This is a genomic window from Nocardia beijingensis NBRC 16342, from assembly GCF_001612785.1.
GTDB lineage: Bacteria > Actinomycetota > Actinomycetes > Mycobacteriales > Mycobacteriaceae > Nocardia > Nocardia beijingensis.
The window spans coordinates 109,026-124,540 of the sequence record NZ_BDBC01000015.1 but is presented as its reverse complement, the minus strand read 5'-3'; the positions used below and the strand labels follow the sequence as shown (position 1 = coordinate 124,540).

Here is a 15,515-nt window from a genome sequence, read left to right as displayed (position 1 = left end):
GAGCGCGATGACCTCCCAATCCATTCTGGAAGACATGACCACCGAAACCCGCGCGAAGTCGCTGTTGCAGCGCATCATCCTGCCCAGGCCGGGTGAGCCGCTGGACGTGCGCACGCTCTACGTCGAGGAATCGGCGACCAACGCCAGGCGCGCGCACGCCACCACCCGTACCTCGCTGTCGATCGGCGCGGAGTCCGAGGTCTCCTTCTGCACCTACTTCAACGCGCTGCCCGCGAGCTACTGGCGGCGCTGGAGCGTCCTGTCGTCGGTGGTGCTGCGGCTGGAACTGGCCGGGCACGGCCGCGTGGACGTCTACCGCTCCAAGGCGGACGGCTCGCGAATCCACGTGCAGGGCAAGGAATTCGCGGTCGCGTCCGGGGCCGACTCGGTGGTCGTGGAATTCGAGACCGACCTCGGCCCGTTCGAGGACGGCGGCTGGATCTGGTTCGACATCACCACCGACACGGCGGTCACGCTGCTGTCCGGCGGCTGGTACGCGCCGGTCGAGGCGCCCGGCGATGGCAGCATCGCGGTCGGCATGCCCACCTTCAACCGGCCCACCGACGCGGTGAAGACCCTCGCCGCCCTCGGTTCCGATCCGCTGGTGCTGGAGAAGATCCAGGCGGTCATCATCCCGGACCAGGGCACGAAGAAGGTCGTCGACGAACCCGGCTTCGCCGAATCGGCGGCCGCGCTCGGGGATCGCCTGTCCATCCACGACCAGCCCAACCTCGGCGGGTCCGGCGGCTACAGCCGGGTCATGTACGAGGCGCTGAAGACCACCGACGCCGAGTACATCGTCTACATGGACGACGACATCGAGATCGAGCCCGACTCGATCCTGCGCGCGCTGGCCTTCGCCCGCTTCGCGAAGTCGCCGGTGCTGGTCGGCGGCCAGATGCTCAATCTGCAGGAGCGCTCGCACCTGCACGTCATGGGCGAAGTGGTCGACCGCGGCATCTTCATGTGGACCGCCGCGCCGAACGTCGAGTACGACCACGATTTCTCGAAGTACCCGCTCAAGGACCGGGACAACTCCAAGCTGCTGCACCGGCGCATCGACGTCGACTTCAACGGCTGGTGGACCTGCGTCATCCCGCGGCGCGTCGCCGAGGAGCTCGGCCAGCCGCTTCCGCTGTTCCTGAAGTGGGACGACGCGGAGTACGGCCTGCGCGCCCGCGCGGCCGGGTACCCGACCGTCACCCTGCCCGGCGCCGCGGTGTGGCACATGGCCTGGAGCGACAAGGACGACGCGATCGACTGGCAGGCGTACTTCCACCTGCGCAACCGCCTGGTCGTCGCCTCGCTGCACCTGCCTGGCAACGGGCGCGGCATGGTCGTCAACACGATCAAGGCGACGCTGAAGCATCTGCTGTGCCTGGAGTACTCGACGGTCGCGATCCAGAACCTCGCCATCCGCGACTTCCTCGCAGGCCCGGAACGGCTGTTCCAGCTACTGCCCAGCGCGCTGGGCGCGGTGCACGAGCTGCGCAAGCAGTATCCGGACGCGGTGATCCTGCCCTCGTCCACCGAACTGCCGCTGGCCAGCCACATCGACGTCGGCGCGGTCGGCGAGCCGGCCAATCCGATCGCCAAGGTGGCCCGGCTGGCCAAGGGCGTGGTGCACAACTTCCGCCCCGCGCGCACCGAGCACCACGAGACCCCGCAGCTGAACGTGCCGACGCTGGACGCGCGCTGGTTCCTGCTCTCGCAGGTCGACGGCGTCACCGTCACCACGGCCGACGGTCGCGGCGTCGTCTACCGCAAGCGCGACCCGCGCCAGGCGCTCGGCCTGTTCAAGGAGGCCATGCGCCTGCGCAAGGAGCTGGCCGCCCGCTTCCCGGAGATGCAGCAGCGCTACCGCGCCGCCCACCCGGAGCTGACCAGCACCGCGGCTTGGGAGAAGGTCTTCGGCATCGACACGAAGGATGGGCAGCAGTGAGTCTCGGAGCGAGCGCCGCCGACGACGCGGTGGTGCAGCCGCCGCCGCACAGCGCCAACGGCCACGGCGGCCCGGTGTCCGCGCACCCGCCCGCGGCCGGACAGACGCCGCCGGAGGTCGCGATCATCAACGCCGTGCAAGCCACCCTGGGCGGCAAGCCCGCCGTGGTGTCGGCGGCGCGCGGCCTGTCGCACTTCGGCGAGCACGCGCTCGGCTGGGTCGGCATCGCCGCCGCGGGCTGGCTGGTGGACAAGCCGCGGCGCAGACAGTGGGCCGGGGTCGCCGTCGGCGCGGTCGGCGCGCACGCGGCGTCGATCGTCATCAAGCGCGTCGTCCGCCGCCCGCGGCCGAACGACCCGTCGGTGCAGGTCAACGTGGGGACGCCCAGCAAACTCAGTTTCCCGTCCTCGCACGCGACCTCGACGACGGCAGCGGCCGTGTTGCTCGGCAGATTGACCGGGCTACCCTTGCCTGCGGTGCTCGTCCCCCCGATGCTGCTTTCGCGGGTGGTCCTCGGGGTGCACTACCCCACCGACGTGCTCGCCGGTTCCGCGCTCGGCGCCGCGTCCGCCGCCGCCCTGCTCGCCGCCGAAAAGAGACTCGACAGTGACCGCACAAGAAAGAGCCTTCGTTGACATGAGTGAAGAGCCGACCGGCGCCGACCTGGCCGAGGCGGTAGTCAAGGGCCCGCCCAAGACGCTGGCCGGCGGTCTGTTCAAGGCCGTCCGTCCGCGGCAGTGGGTCAAGAACGTCTTGGTGCTCGCCGCGCCGCTGGCCGCGGGAACGGCCACCGACGTCGACGTGCTCGCGCACGTCGGCATCGCCTTCGTGATGTTCTGCATGGCCGCCTCGGGCATCTACCTGGTGAACGACGCGCTCGACGTGGAGGCCGACCGGGCGCACCCGACCAAGCGTTTCCGGCCGATCGCCGCAGGCGTCGTCCCGGTGAACCTGGCCTACCTGCTGTCGGCGACGCTGCTGGCCGGGTCGATCGCGGGATCGTTCCTCGCGTCGTGGCAGCTCGCCGTGGTGATGGCGGTCTACATCGGCATCCAGCTGGCCTACTGCTTCGGGCTCAAGCACCAAGCCGTGCTGGACATCTGCATCGTGTCCTCCGGCTTCCTGCTGCGCGCCGTGGCCGGTGGCGCGGCGGCCGACATCGAGCTGTCGCAGTGGTTCCTGCTGATCATGGCCTTCGGCTCGCTGTTCATGGCGGCGGGCAAGCGTTACGCGGAGCTGCAGATCGCGCTGGGCACCGGCGCGAAGATCCGCAAGTCCCTGGAGTACTACACGCCCACCTACCTGCGCTTCATCTGGACGCTGGCCGCGACGGCGGTGGTGGTGTTCTACGGGTTGTGGGCGTTCCAGCAGGACGGCATCAAGGACACCAACTGGTTCGCGATCTCGATGATCCCGTTCACCGTCGCGATCCTCCGTTACGCGGTCGACGTCGACGGGGGCGAGGCCGGGGAGCCGGAAGAGATCGCGCTGGGGGACCGCGTCCTGCAGCTGCTCGCAATCGCCTGGATCGGAGCGGTAGGTGTCGCTGTCTATCTCACCTGACGAGATGCTGGTAGCGGAGCGGTCCCCGCGTCTGTCCAAAGCCACGTTCGTCGGTGGGATCACGCTCACCGTTGTTCTTTTCGCGGTCGGGGGCTGGCAGCGGCGGTGGATCGCCGACGACGGTCTCATCGTGTTGCGCACCGTGCGCAACCTGCTCGCGGGCAACGGCCCCGTCTTCAACCAGGGCGAGCGGGTCGAAACCAACACCAGCACCGCGTGGACCTACCTGGTCTGGTTCTTCAGCTGGCTGACCCAAGCGCGGCTCGAGTACGTGGTGCTCGGCGTCGCGCTCACGGTGTCACTGGCCGCGGTGGTGTTCGCCATGCTCGGCTCGGCCCGGTTGTGGGGCGGGACCAGCACCGGGCTGCTGCTGCCCGCGGGCGTGCTGGTCTACATCGCGCTGCCCCCGGCCCGCGACTACGCCACCTCCGGTCTGGAAAGCGGCCTGGTGATCTGCTGGATCGGCCTGCTGTGGTGGCAGCTGATGCGCTGGAGCCAGGCCAAGTCGGTGCGCCTGCCCGGCCTGCTCGGACTGGTCTTCCTCGCCGGGCTGGCCCCCCTGATCCGTCCCGAGATGACGCTGGTCGGCGCGCTCGCGCTGCTGATGATCTTCTGCGCCCCCATGCCGGAGAGCAGGCTGCGGCCGATCGTGCTGCGCGCGGTGATCGTCGCGGTGGCCGGACTGGTGCCGCTGGGCTACCAGATCTGGCGGATGGGCTACTACGGCCTGCCCTACCCGAACACCGCCGTCGCGAAGGACGCGGGCGGCGCCAAGTGGGGGCAGGGCTTCACCTACCTGTGGGATCTCGTCGGTCCGTACTTCCTGTGGGCGCCGCTGCTGGTGCTGCTGATCGCCGGCGTGCTCGCCGCGCGCACGGGGGCGGCCAGGACGGCGGGCGCCGAGTCCGCAGAAGCGCGCGGCTGGTCGATCGACCGGATTCGGGAGTGGCTGCAATCACCGGGCGCGGTGGTCGCCTTGGTCCTGTTCAGCGGGTTCATCCTGACCGTTTACGCGCTTCGGGTCGGCGGCGACTTCATGCACGGCCGCATGCTGCTTCCCCAGCTGTTCCTGTTCCTGCTCCCGGTCGCGGTCCTGCCGATCCGGGCGCCCCAGGGCGGTGTGCGCGCGGCCACCGCCGCCGACTGGTCCTTGGCGGCGCTCGCCGTGGCGTTCGCCGGCGTCGCGGGCTGGGCGTTGTTCGCGGCCAACACCACCGCGATCAAGACCGGCACCAAGATCACCTCCACCGGCATCGTCGACGAGCGCGTCTACTACGTGCTCAACACCGGGCACGACCATCCGATCCTGGCCGAGGACTACCTGGATTACCCGCGCATCCGCGCGATGGTCGACGACATCACCAACACCCCGGACGGCGGGCTGCTGCTCAATTCGCCGTCGTTCATGTTCTGGTACGTCGCGCCCCCGCCCCAGCCGATTCCGGCCGGCGGCGCCGGGCACACGGTCTACTTCCTGAATCTCGGCATGACCAGCATGAACGTCCCGCTGGACGTGCCCGTGATCGATCCGATGGGCCTGGCCTATCCGCTGGCCGCGCACACCGACCGGCTCACCGACGGCCGCATCGGCCACGACAAGAGCCTGTTCCCGGACTGGGTCATCGTCGACACCGGCATGGTGGACAAGAAACCGTGGATGCCCTGGTACCTGGACGAGAAGTGGGTTACCCAGGCGCGGACCGCGATGTCCTGCCCCGACACCCAGGCGCTGTTGATCTCCTACCGCGATCCGCTCACCTTCGAGCGTTTCCGGCACAACCTGCGCAACGCGCTGCGATTCGCGAAGTACCGCATCGACCGGGTGCCGAAGTACGAGATCCAGCGGTGCGGACTGGAAGATCCATTCCCGCAACTGGTCGCGCAGCGCTGATCCCGTGAATCACACTGGGCCCATCAGGAACGGTGGGCCCAGTGGTCTCATTTTTCGAGGTAGAGAGAGTGGCGTACGCCGCTTTATCTCTTTTTGGTAACGCCACCGTGTCGATACCGATATACGCTACGACCCTATGCCCGGCCTGGCGTCCACCGGTCGTGGGCATGGGCGGGTTACCGTGTGGACGGCTTGCCGCTGTCGCTGTGCAAACGAAAGGTTGAAACTGATGCGAGGCGTGATCGGGCGTCGTCTTAATTCTCGAAGAGCAGGTTCTTGGCTCAAGCGGTCCATGCTGGTATCGCTGGCCGTTCTGCTACCGCTCGGGGTGTCGGTGGCAGGCCCTGCCGCCCCGGCTTCCGCCGCGTTCAATCCGGATGGTTTCGACTTCTGGGTCGACTCCGAAATGGGGCCGATCAAGTCCCGCATCTTCCGCGCCGCCGACGGCAACACCGGCCGGGTGGTGTACGCGCTGGACGGCATGCGGGCGCGCACCGACCTGAGCGGCTGGGAGATCGACACCGAGGTCGCGCGCGAGCTGACCAAATGGAACATCAACGTCGTCATGCCGGTCGGCGGGCAGTCCAGCTTCTACGCGGACTGGAACGGCCCGAGCGACTTCTTCGGCCTCGGCAGCGCGGGCTCGTCCTCCACCGGTTCGGCGAACTCCGGCTCCGGCCTGCTCACCGGTTCCGCGGGCGGGCCGGGCAAGACCAGTACCTACAAGTGGGAAACCTTCCTCACCAACAACCTTCGCTGGGCGCTGCGCGACCGCCTCGGGTTCAACCCGAACGGCAACGGCGTCTTCGGCCTTTCCATGGGCGGCAGCGCCGCGCTCACCTTGGCGGCCTACCACCCCGACCAGTTCCGTTACGCGGGTTCGTACTCCGGATACCTGAACATCTCGGCGCCGGGCATGCGTGAGGCGCTGCGCGTGGCGATGCTGGACGCGGGCGGCTACAACATCGACGCGATGGCGCCGCCGTGGGGCCCGCAGTGGCTGCGGATGGACCCGTTCGTGTTCGCGCCGCGCCTGAAGGCGAACAACACCCGCCTGTGGGTCTCCGCCGGTAGTGGTCTGCCCAGCGGGGCGGACGGCATCAGCTTCAACACGCTGAACGCCATGGGCTTGGAAGCGCTGGCCCTGGCCAACACCCGTGCGTTCCAGGTCAGGATGCTCACCCTGGGCGCGAACAATGTCACCTACGACTTCCCGGCCGTGGGCGTGCACAACTGGAACTACTGGGCCGACGAGGTCTACCGGATGATCCCGGATCTGTCCGCGAACATCGGGTAGTAGTCCGGTCAGAGCGAGAAAGGCCGCTTCGCGCCATCGGCGCGGAGCGGCCTTTTGCCCGTTTAGCCGGTCGTCCGCGGGTACTTAGGCAACGAATATGAAGAGAAAACGGCTTCGGTAGTTGTGGTCTGGATCACCATCCAGCAACATGAAGGCATTCATCTCCAATTGATACCCGAACAACATGCGCCAGGGTCGATTCGTCCGTTTCTCGGTGGACGTCGTGCCTCGGTGCCCGATGTGGGGCCCGGTTGGGATCGCTAGAAGTTTGCCAGTGCCAGGCCGCTCGAGGGAAAGGTCGATGTGATGCGTAGTGCGCGCGGGAAGCGCAGGCCCCAGAGGTCCCGAACAGCCGGTTCGTGGTTGCGGCGATCCGCCCTCGGCATCGCCGCGGCGATGCTGCTGCCGCTCGGGGCGACCATCGCGGGCACCGGCGCCACCGCATCGGCGGCGTTCGACCCCGCGGCCTTCGACTTCTGGGTCGATTCCGGCATGGGTCCGATCAAGAGCCGGATCCTGCGTGCCGCCGACGGCAACACCAATCGCGTCGTCTACGTGCTCGACGGCATGCGCGCGCCGGAGACGCTCAACGGCTGGGAGATCGAGACCAACATCCCGCAGGTGCTGGCGAGCCAGAACATCAACGTGGTCATGCCGGTCGGCGGCATGTCCAGCTTCTACGCCGACTGGATCGCGCCGAGCGAGTTCTTCGGCATCCCGGCCGGCTCCGGCTCCAGCACCGGTTCCGGCGGGCTGGACGGGTTCGCGGGCGGGCCGGGCAAGAGCTACCGGTACCAGTGGGAGACCTTCCTGACCAACAACCTCCGCTGGGCGCTGCGCGACCGGCTCGGGTTCAACCCCAACCGCAACGGCGCCTTCGGCTTGTCGATGGGCGGCAGCGCGGCGCTCACCCTGGCGGCCTACCACCCCGACCAGTTCAGCTTCGCTGGCTCGTTCTCCGGCTACCTGAACAACTCCGCGCCGGGCATGCGCGAGGCGATCCGCGCCGCCATGCTGGACGCGGGCGGCTACAACGTCGACGCGATGGCCCCGCCGTGGAGCCCGCAGTGGCTGCGGATGGACCCCTTCGTCTTCGCGCCCAACCTGATCCGCAACGGCACCCGCCTGTGGATCGCCGCGGCCAGCGGCCTGCCCGCGGCCAGCGACCCGCCGAGCTTCAACACCCTCACCGGCATGGGGCTGGAAACCCTCGCGCTGGCCAACACCCGCGCGTTCCAGGTCCGGATGGCGACCCTGGGCGGCGGCAACGCCGTCTACTCGTTCCCGCCGTTCGGCATCCACGCCTGGAACAACTGGGCCGACGAGGCGATGCGAATGATCCCGGATATGTCGGCCAACATCGGCTGAATCTTTTGGCGGCGCCTGCGGCGCCGCGTGTTCGCGGCCCCCTTATGGCTCGCGTCAGAGCGGACGAGACTCGCGCCTGCTGTGTTGTTTTGGCGGTGCCTGCCGGCCCCGCGTGTTCGCGGCCCCCTTATGGCTCGCGTCAGAGCGGACGAGACTCGCGCCTGCGGCGCATGCGCTTCGTCCGCTCTGACGCGAGCCGGGCCGCGAACGGTGCTCGTAAGACTCGCACTCGACGGGGTTCAGGGGGTGGGGATCTTGCGCTTTGTGGTTGCGCCTGGGGTCGGCGGGGACATTTTGTTTGCCTTTTGTGTGGTTGTGTTGCTGGGCGGTAGTTGGTTTGCCTGCCGTCGAGGTTGGGGGAATGTAGGGGGTTTCAGCTGCCGGGCGTGGGGAGTGAGGGGTGGGCAGTTAGGGGGCCGTGGGGGCGAGCTTCGGGGGTCTGGCAGCCGCAGTCATGTTTGCTACTTGATAGCTGTTGTGGGGTTATGGCTGTTCGGAATTGTTTGCCCGCTAGGGTCTCGGTGGCTATTACGGCAGATATCGCGTCTGATCACGGTGTGGTCAATGGTCGGGGCGGGCTCGCTTCTTGTCCGAGGGCCCCGGTTGGCCGCCGTCGGGGCGGGTGACAGGTGTCTGGATTGCGTAGATCTCGGGTCGGTGACAGTTCCCGCCAGACGCGCGAATAATCTTGCGATCCAACACGACATCACCGCGAGAACGCGATAAGGTCACCGCATCATTACCTTGCGCGAACGGACGGATTTCGGCCAGTGGAAAGACCCGGATCTTGCTAAAGCGAGAGGCGTCGAATATCGTCCAGCGAGCGCAAGTGTGACCAGATCGTTGTAGCGCCGTCATGGGGATCGGATTGTCGGGACCATGTCCGTGACGCGCGTCTCGTTGGCAACACGGGTGCCGCTTCGCCCCTCGGGCGGCGAGTGGTACCACAACAGCAGAAAGAGAGCAGGATTCATGCGTTTCGGCAGGGCCGCCGCGCCGAAGAGAACACCGTCGGGACGGCGAGGCGCACCTCGCGGTTGGCGTAATCGAATTCTGGCTGTCGGTGCCGCCGCGCTGGCGCTACCGATCGCCGCAGGTCTGGCAACCCCGACTCTCGCCGCCGCCGCGCCGTCGGCGCACGCGCCGGTGTTGCGGTCGCCCGCGGGCGGCTACGAGGACCTGATGGTCCCCTCCAGCATGGGCCCGATCAAGGTCCAGGTGCAGTGGGCATCGCGCGGCGGCAACGCCGCGCTGTACCTGCTCGACGGCCTGCGCGCCCGCGACGACCGCAACGCCTGGTCGTTCGAGACCAACGCGATGCAGCAGTTCGCCAACGACAACATCACCCTGGTGATGCCGGTCGGCGGCCAGTCCAGCTTCTACACCGACTGGTACGCGCCGTCGAACACCAACGGCCAGAAGACCACCTACAAGTGGGAGACCTTCCTCACCAAGGAACTGCCCGCCTTCCTCGAGGGCTACGGCGTCTCCCGCACCAACAACGCCGTCGTCGGCCTGTCCATGGGCGGTAGCGCGGCGCTGGCGCTCGCGGCCTACCACCGCGACCAGTTCAAGTTCGCCGCCTCCTACTCCGGCTACCTGAACATCTCCGCGCCGGGTATGCGCGAGGCGATCCGTATCGCGATGCTGGACGCGGGCCGCTTCAACGTCGACGCGATGGCCGCGCCGTGGAGCCCGCAGTGGCTGCGGATGGACCCGTTCGTGTTCGCGCCGCAGCTGCGCGGCCTGCCGATGTACATCTCGGCGGCCAGCGGCCTTCCGGGCCAGTTCGACCAGCCGAACTCGGCGGTCGGCCTGTTCAACACCGGCAACGCGATGGCGCTGGAAGCCCTCTCGCTGGTGAACACCCGCGCGTTCCAGGCCCGCCTGAACTCGCTGGGTATCCCCGCGCGGTTCGACTTCCCGGCCGCGGGCACCCACTCCTGGAAGTACTGGGAGGGCGAGCTGTTCGCCTCGCGCAACATGATCCTGGACGCCACCGGCGCCTGGTGATCTGATCCGCCTCTCGCATTCAGGCCGCACCGATTCGGTGCGGCCTGAATTGCGTTCGGGGGCAGCCACGATCGCGTCGCAGCGAACATAGTTTGCTGTGCAGCGCGTGTCTCCCGTAAACGTCGCTATAACGGGAGTACAAAGCTCTTGTGGCAGGGATTACGCGCGGTAGCTGTGGCATACGCGGGCGTCTCGTCGCTCGTTCGGCACGCGAGCGGCTCATGCTGCTCGCCACCGCGATGGTGGTCCCGCTAGCCGCGAGCGTGTCCGTGGATGCTCCCGCCGTCGCGGAGCCCGCCGCTGCCGTGTCCGCACCTGCGCTGGAGCGGATCCAGTGGCTCAGCGACCGCCGCGTCGCGCTGTGGGTGACCTCGCCCGCGATGGGGGTGCCGATACAGGTCCAACTGTTGCTGGCCAGAGACTGGAACGCCCGGCCGGAAGCCCGGTTCCCCGTCCTGTTCCTGCTCGACGGTCTGCGTGCGACCGACGACGAGAACGGCTGGACGAAGGAAGCGGGAGCGGTCGATTTCTTCGCCGACAAGAACGTCACCGTGGTGCTGCCGGTGGGTGGGCAGTCCAGTTTCTACGCCGACTGGCTCCAGCCGGACAACGGCCGCACCTACAAGTGGGAGACCTTCCTGACGAAAGAGCTCCCGCCGCTGCTGGAGAGTCATTGGCGGGCGACGCCGGTGCGCGGCGTGGAAGGCCTCTCGATGGGCGGCACGGCCGCGATGTTCCTCGCCGCCCGCAATCCGGGCTTCGTCCGGCACGCCGCGTCCTATTCCGGGTTCCTGACCACGACGACGCTGGGCATGCCGCAGGCCATCGAGTTCGCCATGCGCGACGCGGGCGGTTTCGACTCCGCCGCCATGTGGGGCCCGCAGACCAGCCCGGAGTGGGAGGCGCACGACCCGTACGTGCTGGCCGACAAGCTGCGCGGTGTCAGCCTCTACGTCTCCAGCGGCAGCGGAGCGATCGGTCCCTACGACCATGCCCTCGGCATTCCCGGCGTGAGCACCAACGTCGCGGGCATGGGCTTGGAGATCCTTTCCCGGCTCACCTCGCAGAACTTCGTGACAAAACTGTCCAAACTGGCCATCCCGGCGCAGGTGAACTATCGCCCGTCCGGCACCCATTCCTGGCCGTATTGGGATTTCGAGATGCGCCAGTCCTGGAGCCAGGCCGCGTCCGCGCTGGGCGTCGATCCGGGCAAGCCCGCGTGTCAGCCGGGTGGCGCGATAGGTCCGGTGGCCGCCGCTGCGGGCTGGCTGGGTGAATGCCTCACCGGGGAGTACGCCGTGGCCGGAGGCACCGCGCAGGATTTCAAGGGCGGCCGGGTCTACTTCGCACCTGGCAGCGGCGCCTACCCCGTCGGTGGCGTTTTCGGGCCGGGATACCAGGCGGCGGGCGGACCTACCGGACCGCTCGGATTGCCGACGGGTGATGAGCGCGCGCTGGAGGACGGCCGCGGCCGGTTCCAGCCGTTCCAGAACGGCGCGCTGTACTGGACGCCGCAGACCGGCGCCCAGATGGTTCGCGGCGCGATCTTCGATGAGTGGGGCAAACAGGGGTTCGAGCGCGGCCCCGCCGGTTATCCGACCGCGCCGGAGGCGAAGACGCCCAGTCGCGACGGCGCCGTGCAAGGCTTCGAGAACGGTCCGTTCTACTACAGCCAGGCCACCGGTACGCATCGGGTCCAAGGTCTGATCCTCGGCAAGTACGCCCAGCTGGGTTTCGAGAACAGCCCCCTCGGCTTCCCGGTCGCCGAGGAACAGACGGTGAAGGACGCCGGCCGCTTCAGCCGTTTCGAAGGCGGCGCCATCTACTGGAGCCCGCTCTCCGGCGCATGGGCGGTCCGCAACGGCCCGATCCTGGACGCCTGGCGCGACGCCGGCTACGAAAACGGCAAACTCGGCTTCCCCACCGGCGACGAGTTCCCCATCTCCGACGGCGTGCAACAGAACTTCCAGGGCGGTTTCATCACCCTGCGCGACGGCAAAACGGAAGTACACGCACTTTGAGCACGGCAGATGCGCCGGGTGTGACTCCGAATGGCGAGGTGACACCGATACCAGCACGTCGGCCCGACTCCCGGGTCCGAGCAGGCAAGACGGAATCTCGGCTCGGTCGATGTTGTACTCGCGGGGCAGTGCGGTCGTCAGCGCACCGCGCTTCCCTCACGGCCCGCGCCCGCGCATCGAGACCGCGCGCTGCTGCCGATACCAGCATGTCGGCCGAGCCCCCGCTTCCGGTGGTAGCGAGACCCGGCCTGCCGCCGTTTGCGCCCCAGCCGCAGCCGACCAAAACGTTGCGCTGCGGCATCGCGCCCACGAGGCCGCCTGAGCCAGAACGTCGACGCGCCCAGCGCACCGCAACCACGTCTTTCGAGCGAAACGAGACCGAGCATGCGCCGTTCGCGGCCCGGCTCGCGTCCGAGTGGCCGCCGCGTAGGCGACGAAGGAGCAAGCGGTGGTCGCTCGGACGCGAGCCATAAAGGGCCGCGAACACGCCGCGCGAAGGCGCGGCAAATTCAACACCGCTAGCCTGGTGGGCGACCCGACCCCGCTCAGTGACAGATCGAGGACAAGAATTCATGCATCGGACCACGGGAAAGGTAGTCGGCGTGGTTGTGGCGATCGCCGCGACCGGCCTGCTCGCCGCGTGCGGCGACAATGATTCGACCGCCACGAGCACGCCATCGCCTACCCGCACCACGACGACGGCGACCATCAGCTCGCCGGTTGCTTCGACACCCGCCGAGACCGGACAGCCCGCTCCCGCGCCGGAGCAGCCGACGGCGACGGTGCCGCCCGAGCGTCCGCAGCCGGTGCCGACCGAGGCGGTTCCGCCCGCCGACACCTCGAAGCTCACCGACAAGGACAAGAAGTTCCTCGACGAGCTGGCCAAGCAGGGTGTCACCCCGTCCAGCCCGGACATCGCGCTGAGCATCGGCGCGTACGTCTGCCAGGGCACCGCCGCCGGCGCGTCCGACCAGGATCTGATGACCTTCGTCAACGCGATGGCAGGTTCCGATCCCTCCTTCGACCCGGCGAAGATGCCGGTGGAGAAGGCCGGGCAGATCTACATCTCCACCGCTCGCGCCACGTACTGCCAGTGAGTTCGCGCGTCCGTTCGAGCTCCCGCCGGTCCAAGCCGGCGGGATGCCTGCTCGTGATCGGCGTCGTCCTGCTGATCGTCCTTGTGGTCCTGCTGCTGTGGTACCTGCTGGCGGGGCGCTTGCGCCCGCCCGGCCCCGGGCCGAAGCCGCCGGAACGGCCGACCTCGCAGCCCGCGAGTTGCCCGGACGTGCAGATGATCTCGGTGCCCGGCACCTGGGAGTCCAACAGCGCCGACGATCCGCACAACCCGAGCGCAAACCCGGTGTCGCTGATGCTCAACGTCTCCGGCCCGATCGCCCAGCGGTTCCCGAGCGAGCGAGTGGACGTCTACACCGTTCCGTACGTCGCGCAGTTCTCCAATCCGATCGCGATCCCGCCGGACGGCCAGCAGTCCTACAACAACAGCCGCTCGGAGGGCACCCAGCGGATGGTCGACGCCATGGCCGCACGTCATCAGGAGTGTCCGCTGACCACCTATGTGCTCGCGGGGTTCTCCCAGGGCGCGGTGATCGCGGGTGACGTCGCCGCGCAGATCGGCGCGGGCGCGGGCCCGGTGCCCGCCGATCTGGTGCTCGGCGTGACGTTGATCGCCGACGGACGCCGCACCGGCGAGAGCGGCAATGGCCAGGCGATCCAGATCGGCACCCCGCCGCCGGGTGTGGGTGCCGAAGTCGCGCTGAAGGGGTTGAACGTGCCCGGCATCACGATGACCGGTCCGCGTCAAGGGGGCTTTGGCGCACTGGCCGACCGCACCTACACCATGTGCGCGCCCGGTGATCTGATCTGCGACGCGCCCCGTGAGGCCCTGAGTCCGTTCAACATCTTGGGCAGTGTGAACACGCTGGTCCGGGCCGCGGGTAACCCGGTGCACACCCTCTACAACAGTTACGTCGTCGACGGTGACGGCACCACCGCGACGCAGTGGACGGTGAACTGGGCGGCGGGCCTCATCGAGGCAGCGCCGCATCCGGCCCATTCGTGAAAATTCACAGCCCGTGAGATACCCCGCACCCGATTGGCGTGACAAGCGCAACTCGAGTTGGGTAGCACGCTGTAAAGTGCGCTGGTGATCGCGACGCCGGGCACCACCGCAGCGCAGTCCGGAAGCGGGCGTCGCGCCCGTATTTTCCTTACAGCCAGGAGCATGAGTTCATGACAGAAGCCGCCGCACCGGCCACCACGGCGAGCCGTGACGCGGATGCTGCGTTGTCCGCGCTGGGCACTCCGTTGCGTCCGTTCCGCTTCGCGGCGGCCGGTGAGGGAAACAAGCAGGAGGGCGGTGCGCGCAAGTTCGTGCAGACCGCTCAGCAGGCCGAGGAGTACGGCTTCGACACCTTCGTGGTACCCGATCACCTCGGTGAGCAGATCGGGCCGATCGCGGCGCTCGGTGCGCTGACCCAGGCCACCGAGAAGATCCGGCTCGGCACGTCGGTGCTGGCGAACGGGTTCCGCCACCCGGTCGTGCTGGCCAAGGACCTGGCGACCATCGATGTGCTGTCCAAGGGCAGGCTCGAGGTCGGCGTCGGCGCGGGCTGGATCAAGGAGGAGTTCGAGAACGCGGGCATCCCCTACGAGTCCCCCGGTGTCCGGCTGGAGAAGCTGGATGAGTCGCTGACCATTCTGGATGTGCTGCTGCGCGGCCAGGAGTGCACCTTCGAGGGCAAGCACTACCAGGTCCGCGGTGTCAAGGGGACCCCACGGCCGCGGCAGGGTCCGCGCCCGCCGATCTGCACCGGCGGCGGTGGTCCGAAGATGCTGCGGCTGGCCGCCAAGCACGCCGACATCATCTCCGTCGTTCCCGTGACCACCAAGAACGGCAAGGGCCTTCTCTCCGGTATCACCATCGAGAAGGCCGTGGAAAAGGTGAATCTGATCAAGGAGGCCGCCGGTGACCGGTTCGCCGACATCGAGCTGAACTGGGCCATCACCGCCATCGTGATCACCGACGATCGCGAGAAGACCGCGGAGATGGCGTTGTCGGCGTTGGACCGGGGACTGCACCCGAACCTGGAGGTCGATGTTCAGCTGTCCGTCGAGGACATCCTGAACTCGCCCTACGTGGCGATCGGGACATTCGAGGAGATCGCCGAGCAGATCCGCCGTGTGCGGCAGCTCACCTCGATGTCCTACGTCGGTGTATTCCCCACCCAGATGGACGCGTTCGCCCCCGTTATTCCCCTGCTGCGGGACGAGTGAGCCGGTCTTCTCTGTAACATGACTCTGGTTTGAGTACATCTAGCCGATAAGCGGTCACCGCGCAGACCGCACAAAATCTGCAGGCTGGCTCTGCACTTGGAGCACCCGCGGGCGAAAGCGAGTCGG

Annotated in this window: 11 protein-coding genes; all 11 read left to right on the top strand. The window is 68.0% G+C overall.

What is annotated here, in order from left to right:
• Positions 1-7: 7 nt before the first annotated feature.
• The 11 genes from NB3_RS10290 to NB3_RS10240 all read left to right on the top strand — a co-directional run bounded on the left by NB3_RS10290 (position 8) and on the right by NB3_RS10240 (position 15,389).
• Positions 8-1,942 carry a glycosyltransferase gene (locus NB3_RS10290; RefSeq protein ID WP_067800111.1) on the top strand — a complete coding sequence of 645 codons (1,935 nt, stop codon included), beginning with the start codon at positions 8-10 and terminating at the stop codon, positions 1,940-1,942.
• 74 nt (positions 1,943-2,016) lie between these two features.
• Positions 2,017-2,577: a phosphatase PAP2 family protein gene (locus tag NB3_RS10285; protein ID WP_067800444.1), complete on the top strand. Its 561-nt coding sequence runs from the start codon at positions 2,017-2,019 to the stop codon at positions 2,575-2,577.
• Between the two features lies 1 nt (position 2,578).
• Entirely contained in the window at positions 2,579-3,505 is a 927-nt protein-coding gene (locus NB3_RS10280; RefSeq protein WP_067800107.1) for a decaprenyl-phosphate phosphoribosyltransferase, read from the top strand.
• A 4-nt stretch (positions 3,506-3,509) separates the two neighbouring features.
• Positions 3,510-5,396 carry an arabinofuranosyltransferase AftB family protein gene (locus NB3_RS10275; RefSeq protein ID WP_067800104.1) on the top strand — a complete coding sequence of 629 codons (1,887 nt, stop codon included), beginning with the start codon at positions 3,510-3,512 and terminating at the stop codon, positions 5,394-5,396.
• Positions 5,397-5,625: 229 nt separating this feature from the next.
• A complete protein-coding gene (locus tag NB3_RS10270) occupies positions 5,626-6,693 on the top strand; it encodes an alpha/beta hydrolase (protein WP_244891850.1) in 1,068 nt (355 codons plus the stop codon).
• Between the two features lie 306 nt (positions 6,694-6,999).
• The gene (locus NB3_RS10265) at positions 7,000-8,061 is read left to right on the top strand and encodes an alpha/beta hydrolase (protein WP_067800098.1); all 1,062 of its coding nucleotides are present in this window, start codon (positions 7,000-7,002) and stop codon (positions 8,059-8,061) included.
• 972 nt (positions 8,062-9,033) lie between these two features.
• Complete coding sequence (locus NB3_RS10260) at positions 9,034-10,074, top strand: alpha/beta hydrolase (RefSeq protein ID WP_244891849.1); 1,041 nt, start codon at positions 9,034-9,036, stop codon at positions 10,072-10,074.
• Between the two features lie 221 nt (positions 10,075-10,295).
• The gene (locus NB3_RS10255; RefSeq protein ID WP_067800095.1) at positions 10,296-12,095 is read left to right on the top strand and encodes an alpha/beta hydrolase-fold protein; all 1,800 of its coding nucleotides are present in this window, start codon (positions 10,296-10,298) and stop codon (positions 12,093-12,095) included.
• Positions 12,096-12,697: 602 nt separating this feature from the next.
• Positions 12,698-13,192, top strand: coding sequence for a DUF732 domain-containing protein (locus tag NB3_RS10250; protein WP_244891848.1), 495 nt, complete (start codon positions 12,698-12,700; stop codon positions 13,190-13,192).
• Complete coding sequence (locus NB3_RS10245; protein ID WP_084486093.1) at positions 13,183-14,175, top strand: cutinase family protein; 993 nt, start codon at positions 13,183-13,185, stop codon at positions 14,173-14,175. Before NB3_RS10250 ends, NB3_RS10245 begins: the two co-directional genes overlap by 10 nt.
• Positions 14,176-14,345: 170 nt before the next feature.
• The gene (locus NB3_RS10240; protein WP_084486091.1) at positions 14,346-15,389 is read left to right on the top strand and encodes an LLM class F420-dependent oxidoreductase; all 1,044 of its coding nucleotides are present in this window, start codon (positions 14,346-14,348) and stop codon (positions 15,387-15,389) included.
• The last annotated feature ends 126 nt before the right edge of the window (positions 15,390-15,515 follow it).

What these genes read in the sequence shown, in the direction of transcription:
- NB3_RS10290 (WP_067800111.1), top strand. Translation starts at nt 8, where the DNA reads ATGACCTCCCAATCCATTCTGGAAGACATGACCACCGAAACCCGCGCG.
- NB3_RS10255 (WP_067800095.1), top strand. Translation starts at nt 10,296, where the DNA reads ATGCTGCTCGCCACCGCGATGGTGGTCCCGCTAGCCGCGAGCGTGTCC.
- NB3_RS10275 (WP_067800104.1), top strand. Translation starts at nt 3,510, where the DNA reads ATGCTGGTAGCGGAGCGGTCCCCGCGTCTGTCCAAAGCCACGTTCGTC.
- NB3_RS10280 (WP_067800107.1), top strand. Translation starts at nt 2,579, where the DNA reads ATGAGTGAAGAGCCGACCGGCGCCGACCTGGCCGAGGCGGTAGTCAAG.
- NB3_RS10265 (WP_067800098.1), top strand. Translation starts at nt 7,000, where the DNA reads ATGCGTAGTGCGCGCGGGAAGCGCAGGCCCCAGAGGTCCCGAACAGCC.
- NB3_RS10240 (WP_084486091.1), top strand. Translation starts at nt 14,346, where the DNA reads ATGACAGAAGCCGCCGCACCGGCCACCACGGCGAGCCGTGACGCGGAT.
- NB3_RS10270 (WP_244891850.1), top strand. Translation starts at nt 5,626, where the DNA reads ATGCGAGGCGTGATCGGGCGTCGTCTTAATTCTCGAAGAGCAGGTTCT.
- NB3_RS10260 (WP_244891849.1), top strand. Translation starts at nt 9,034, where the DNA reads ATGCGTTTCGGCAGGGCCGCCGCGCCGAAGAGAACACCGTCGGGACGG.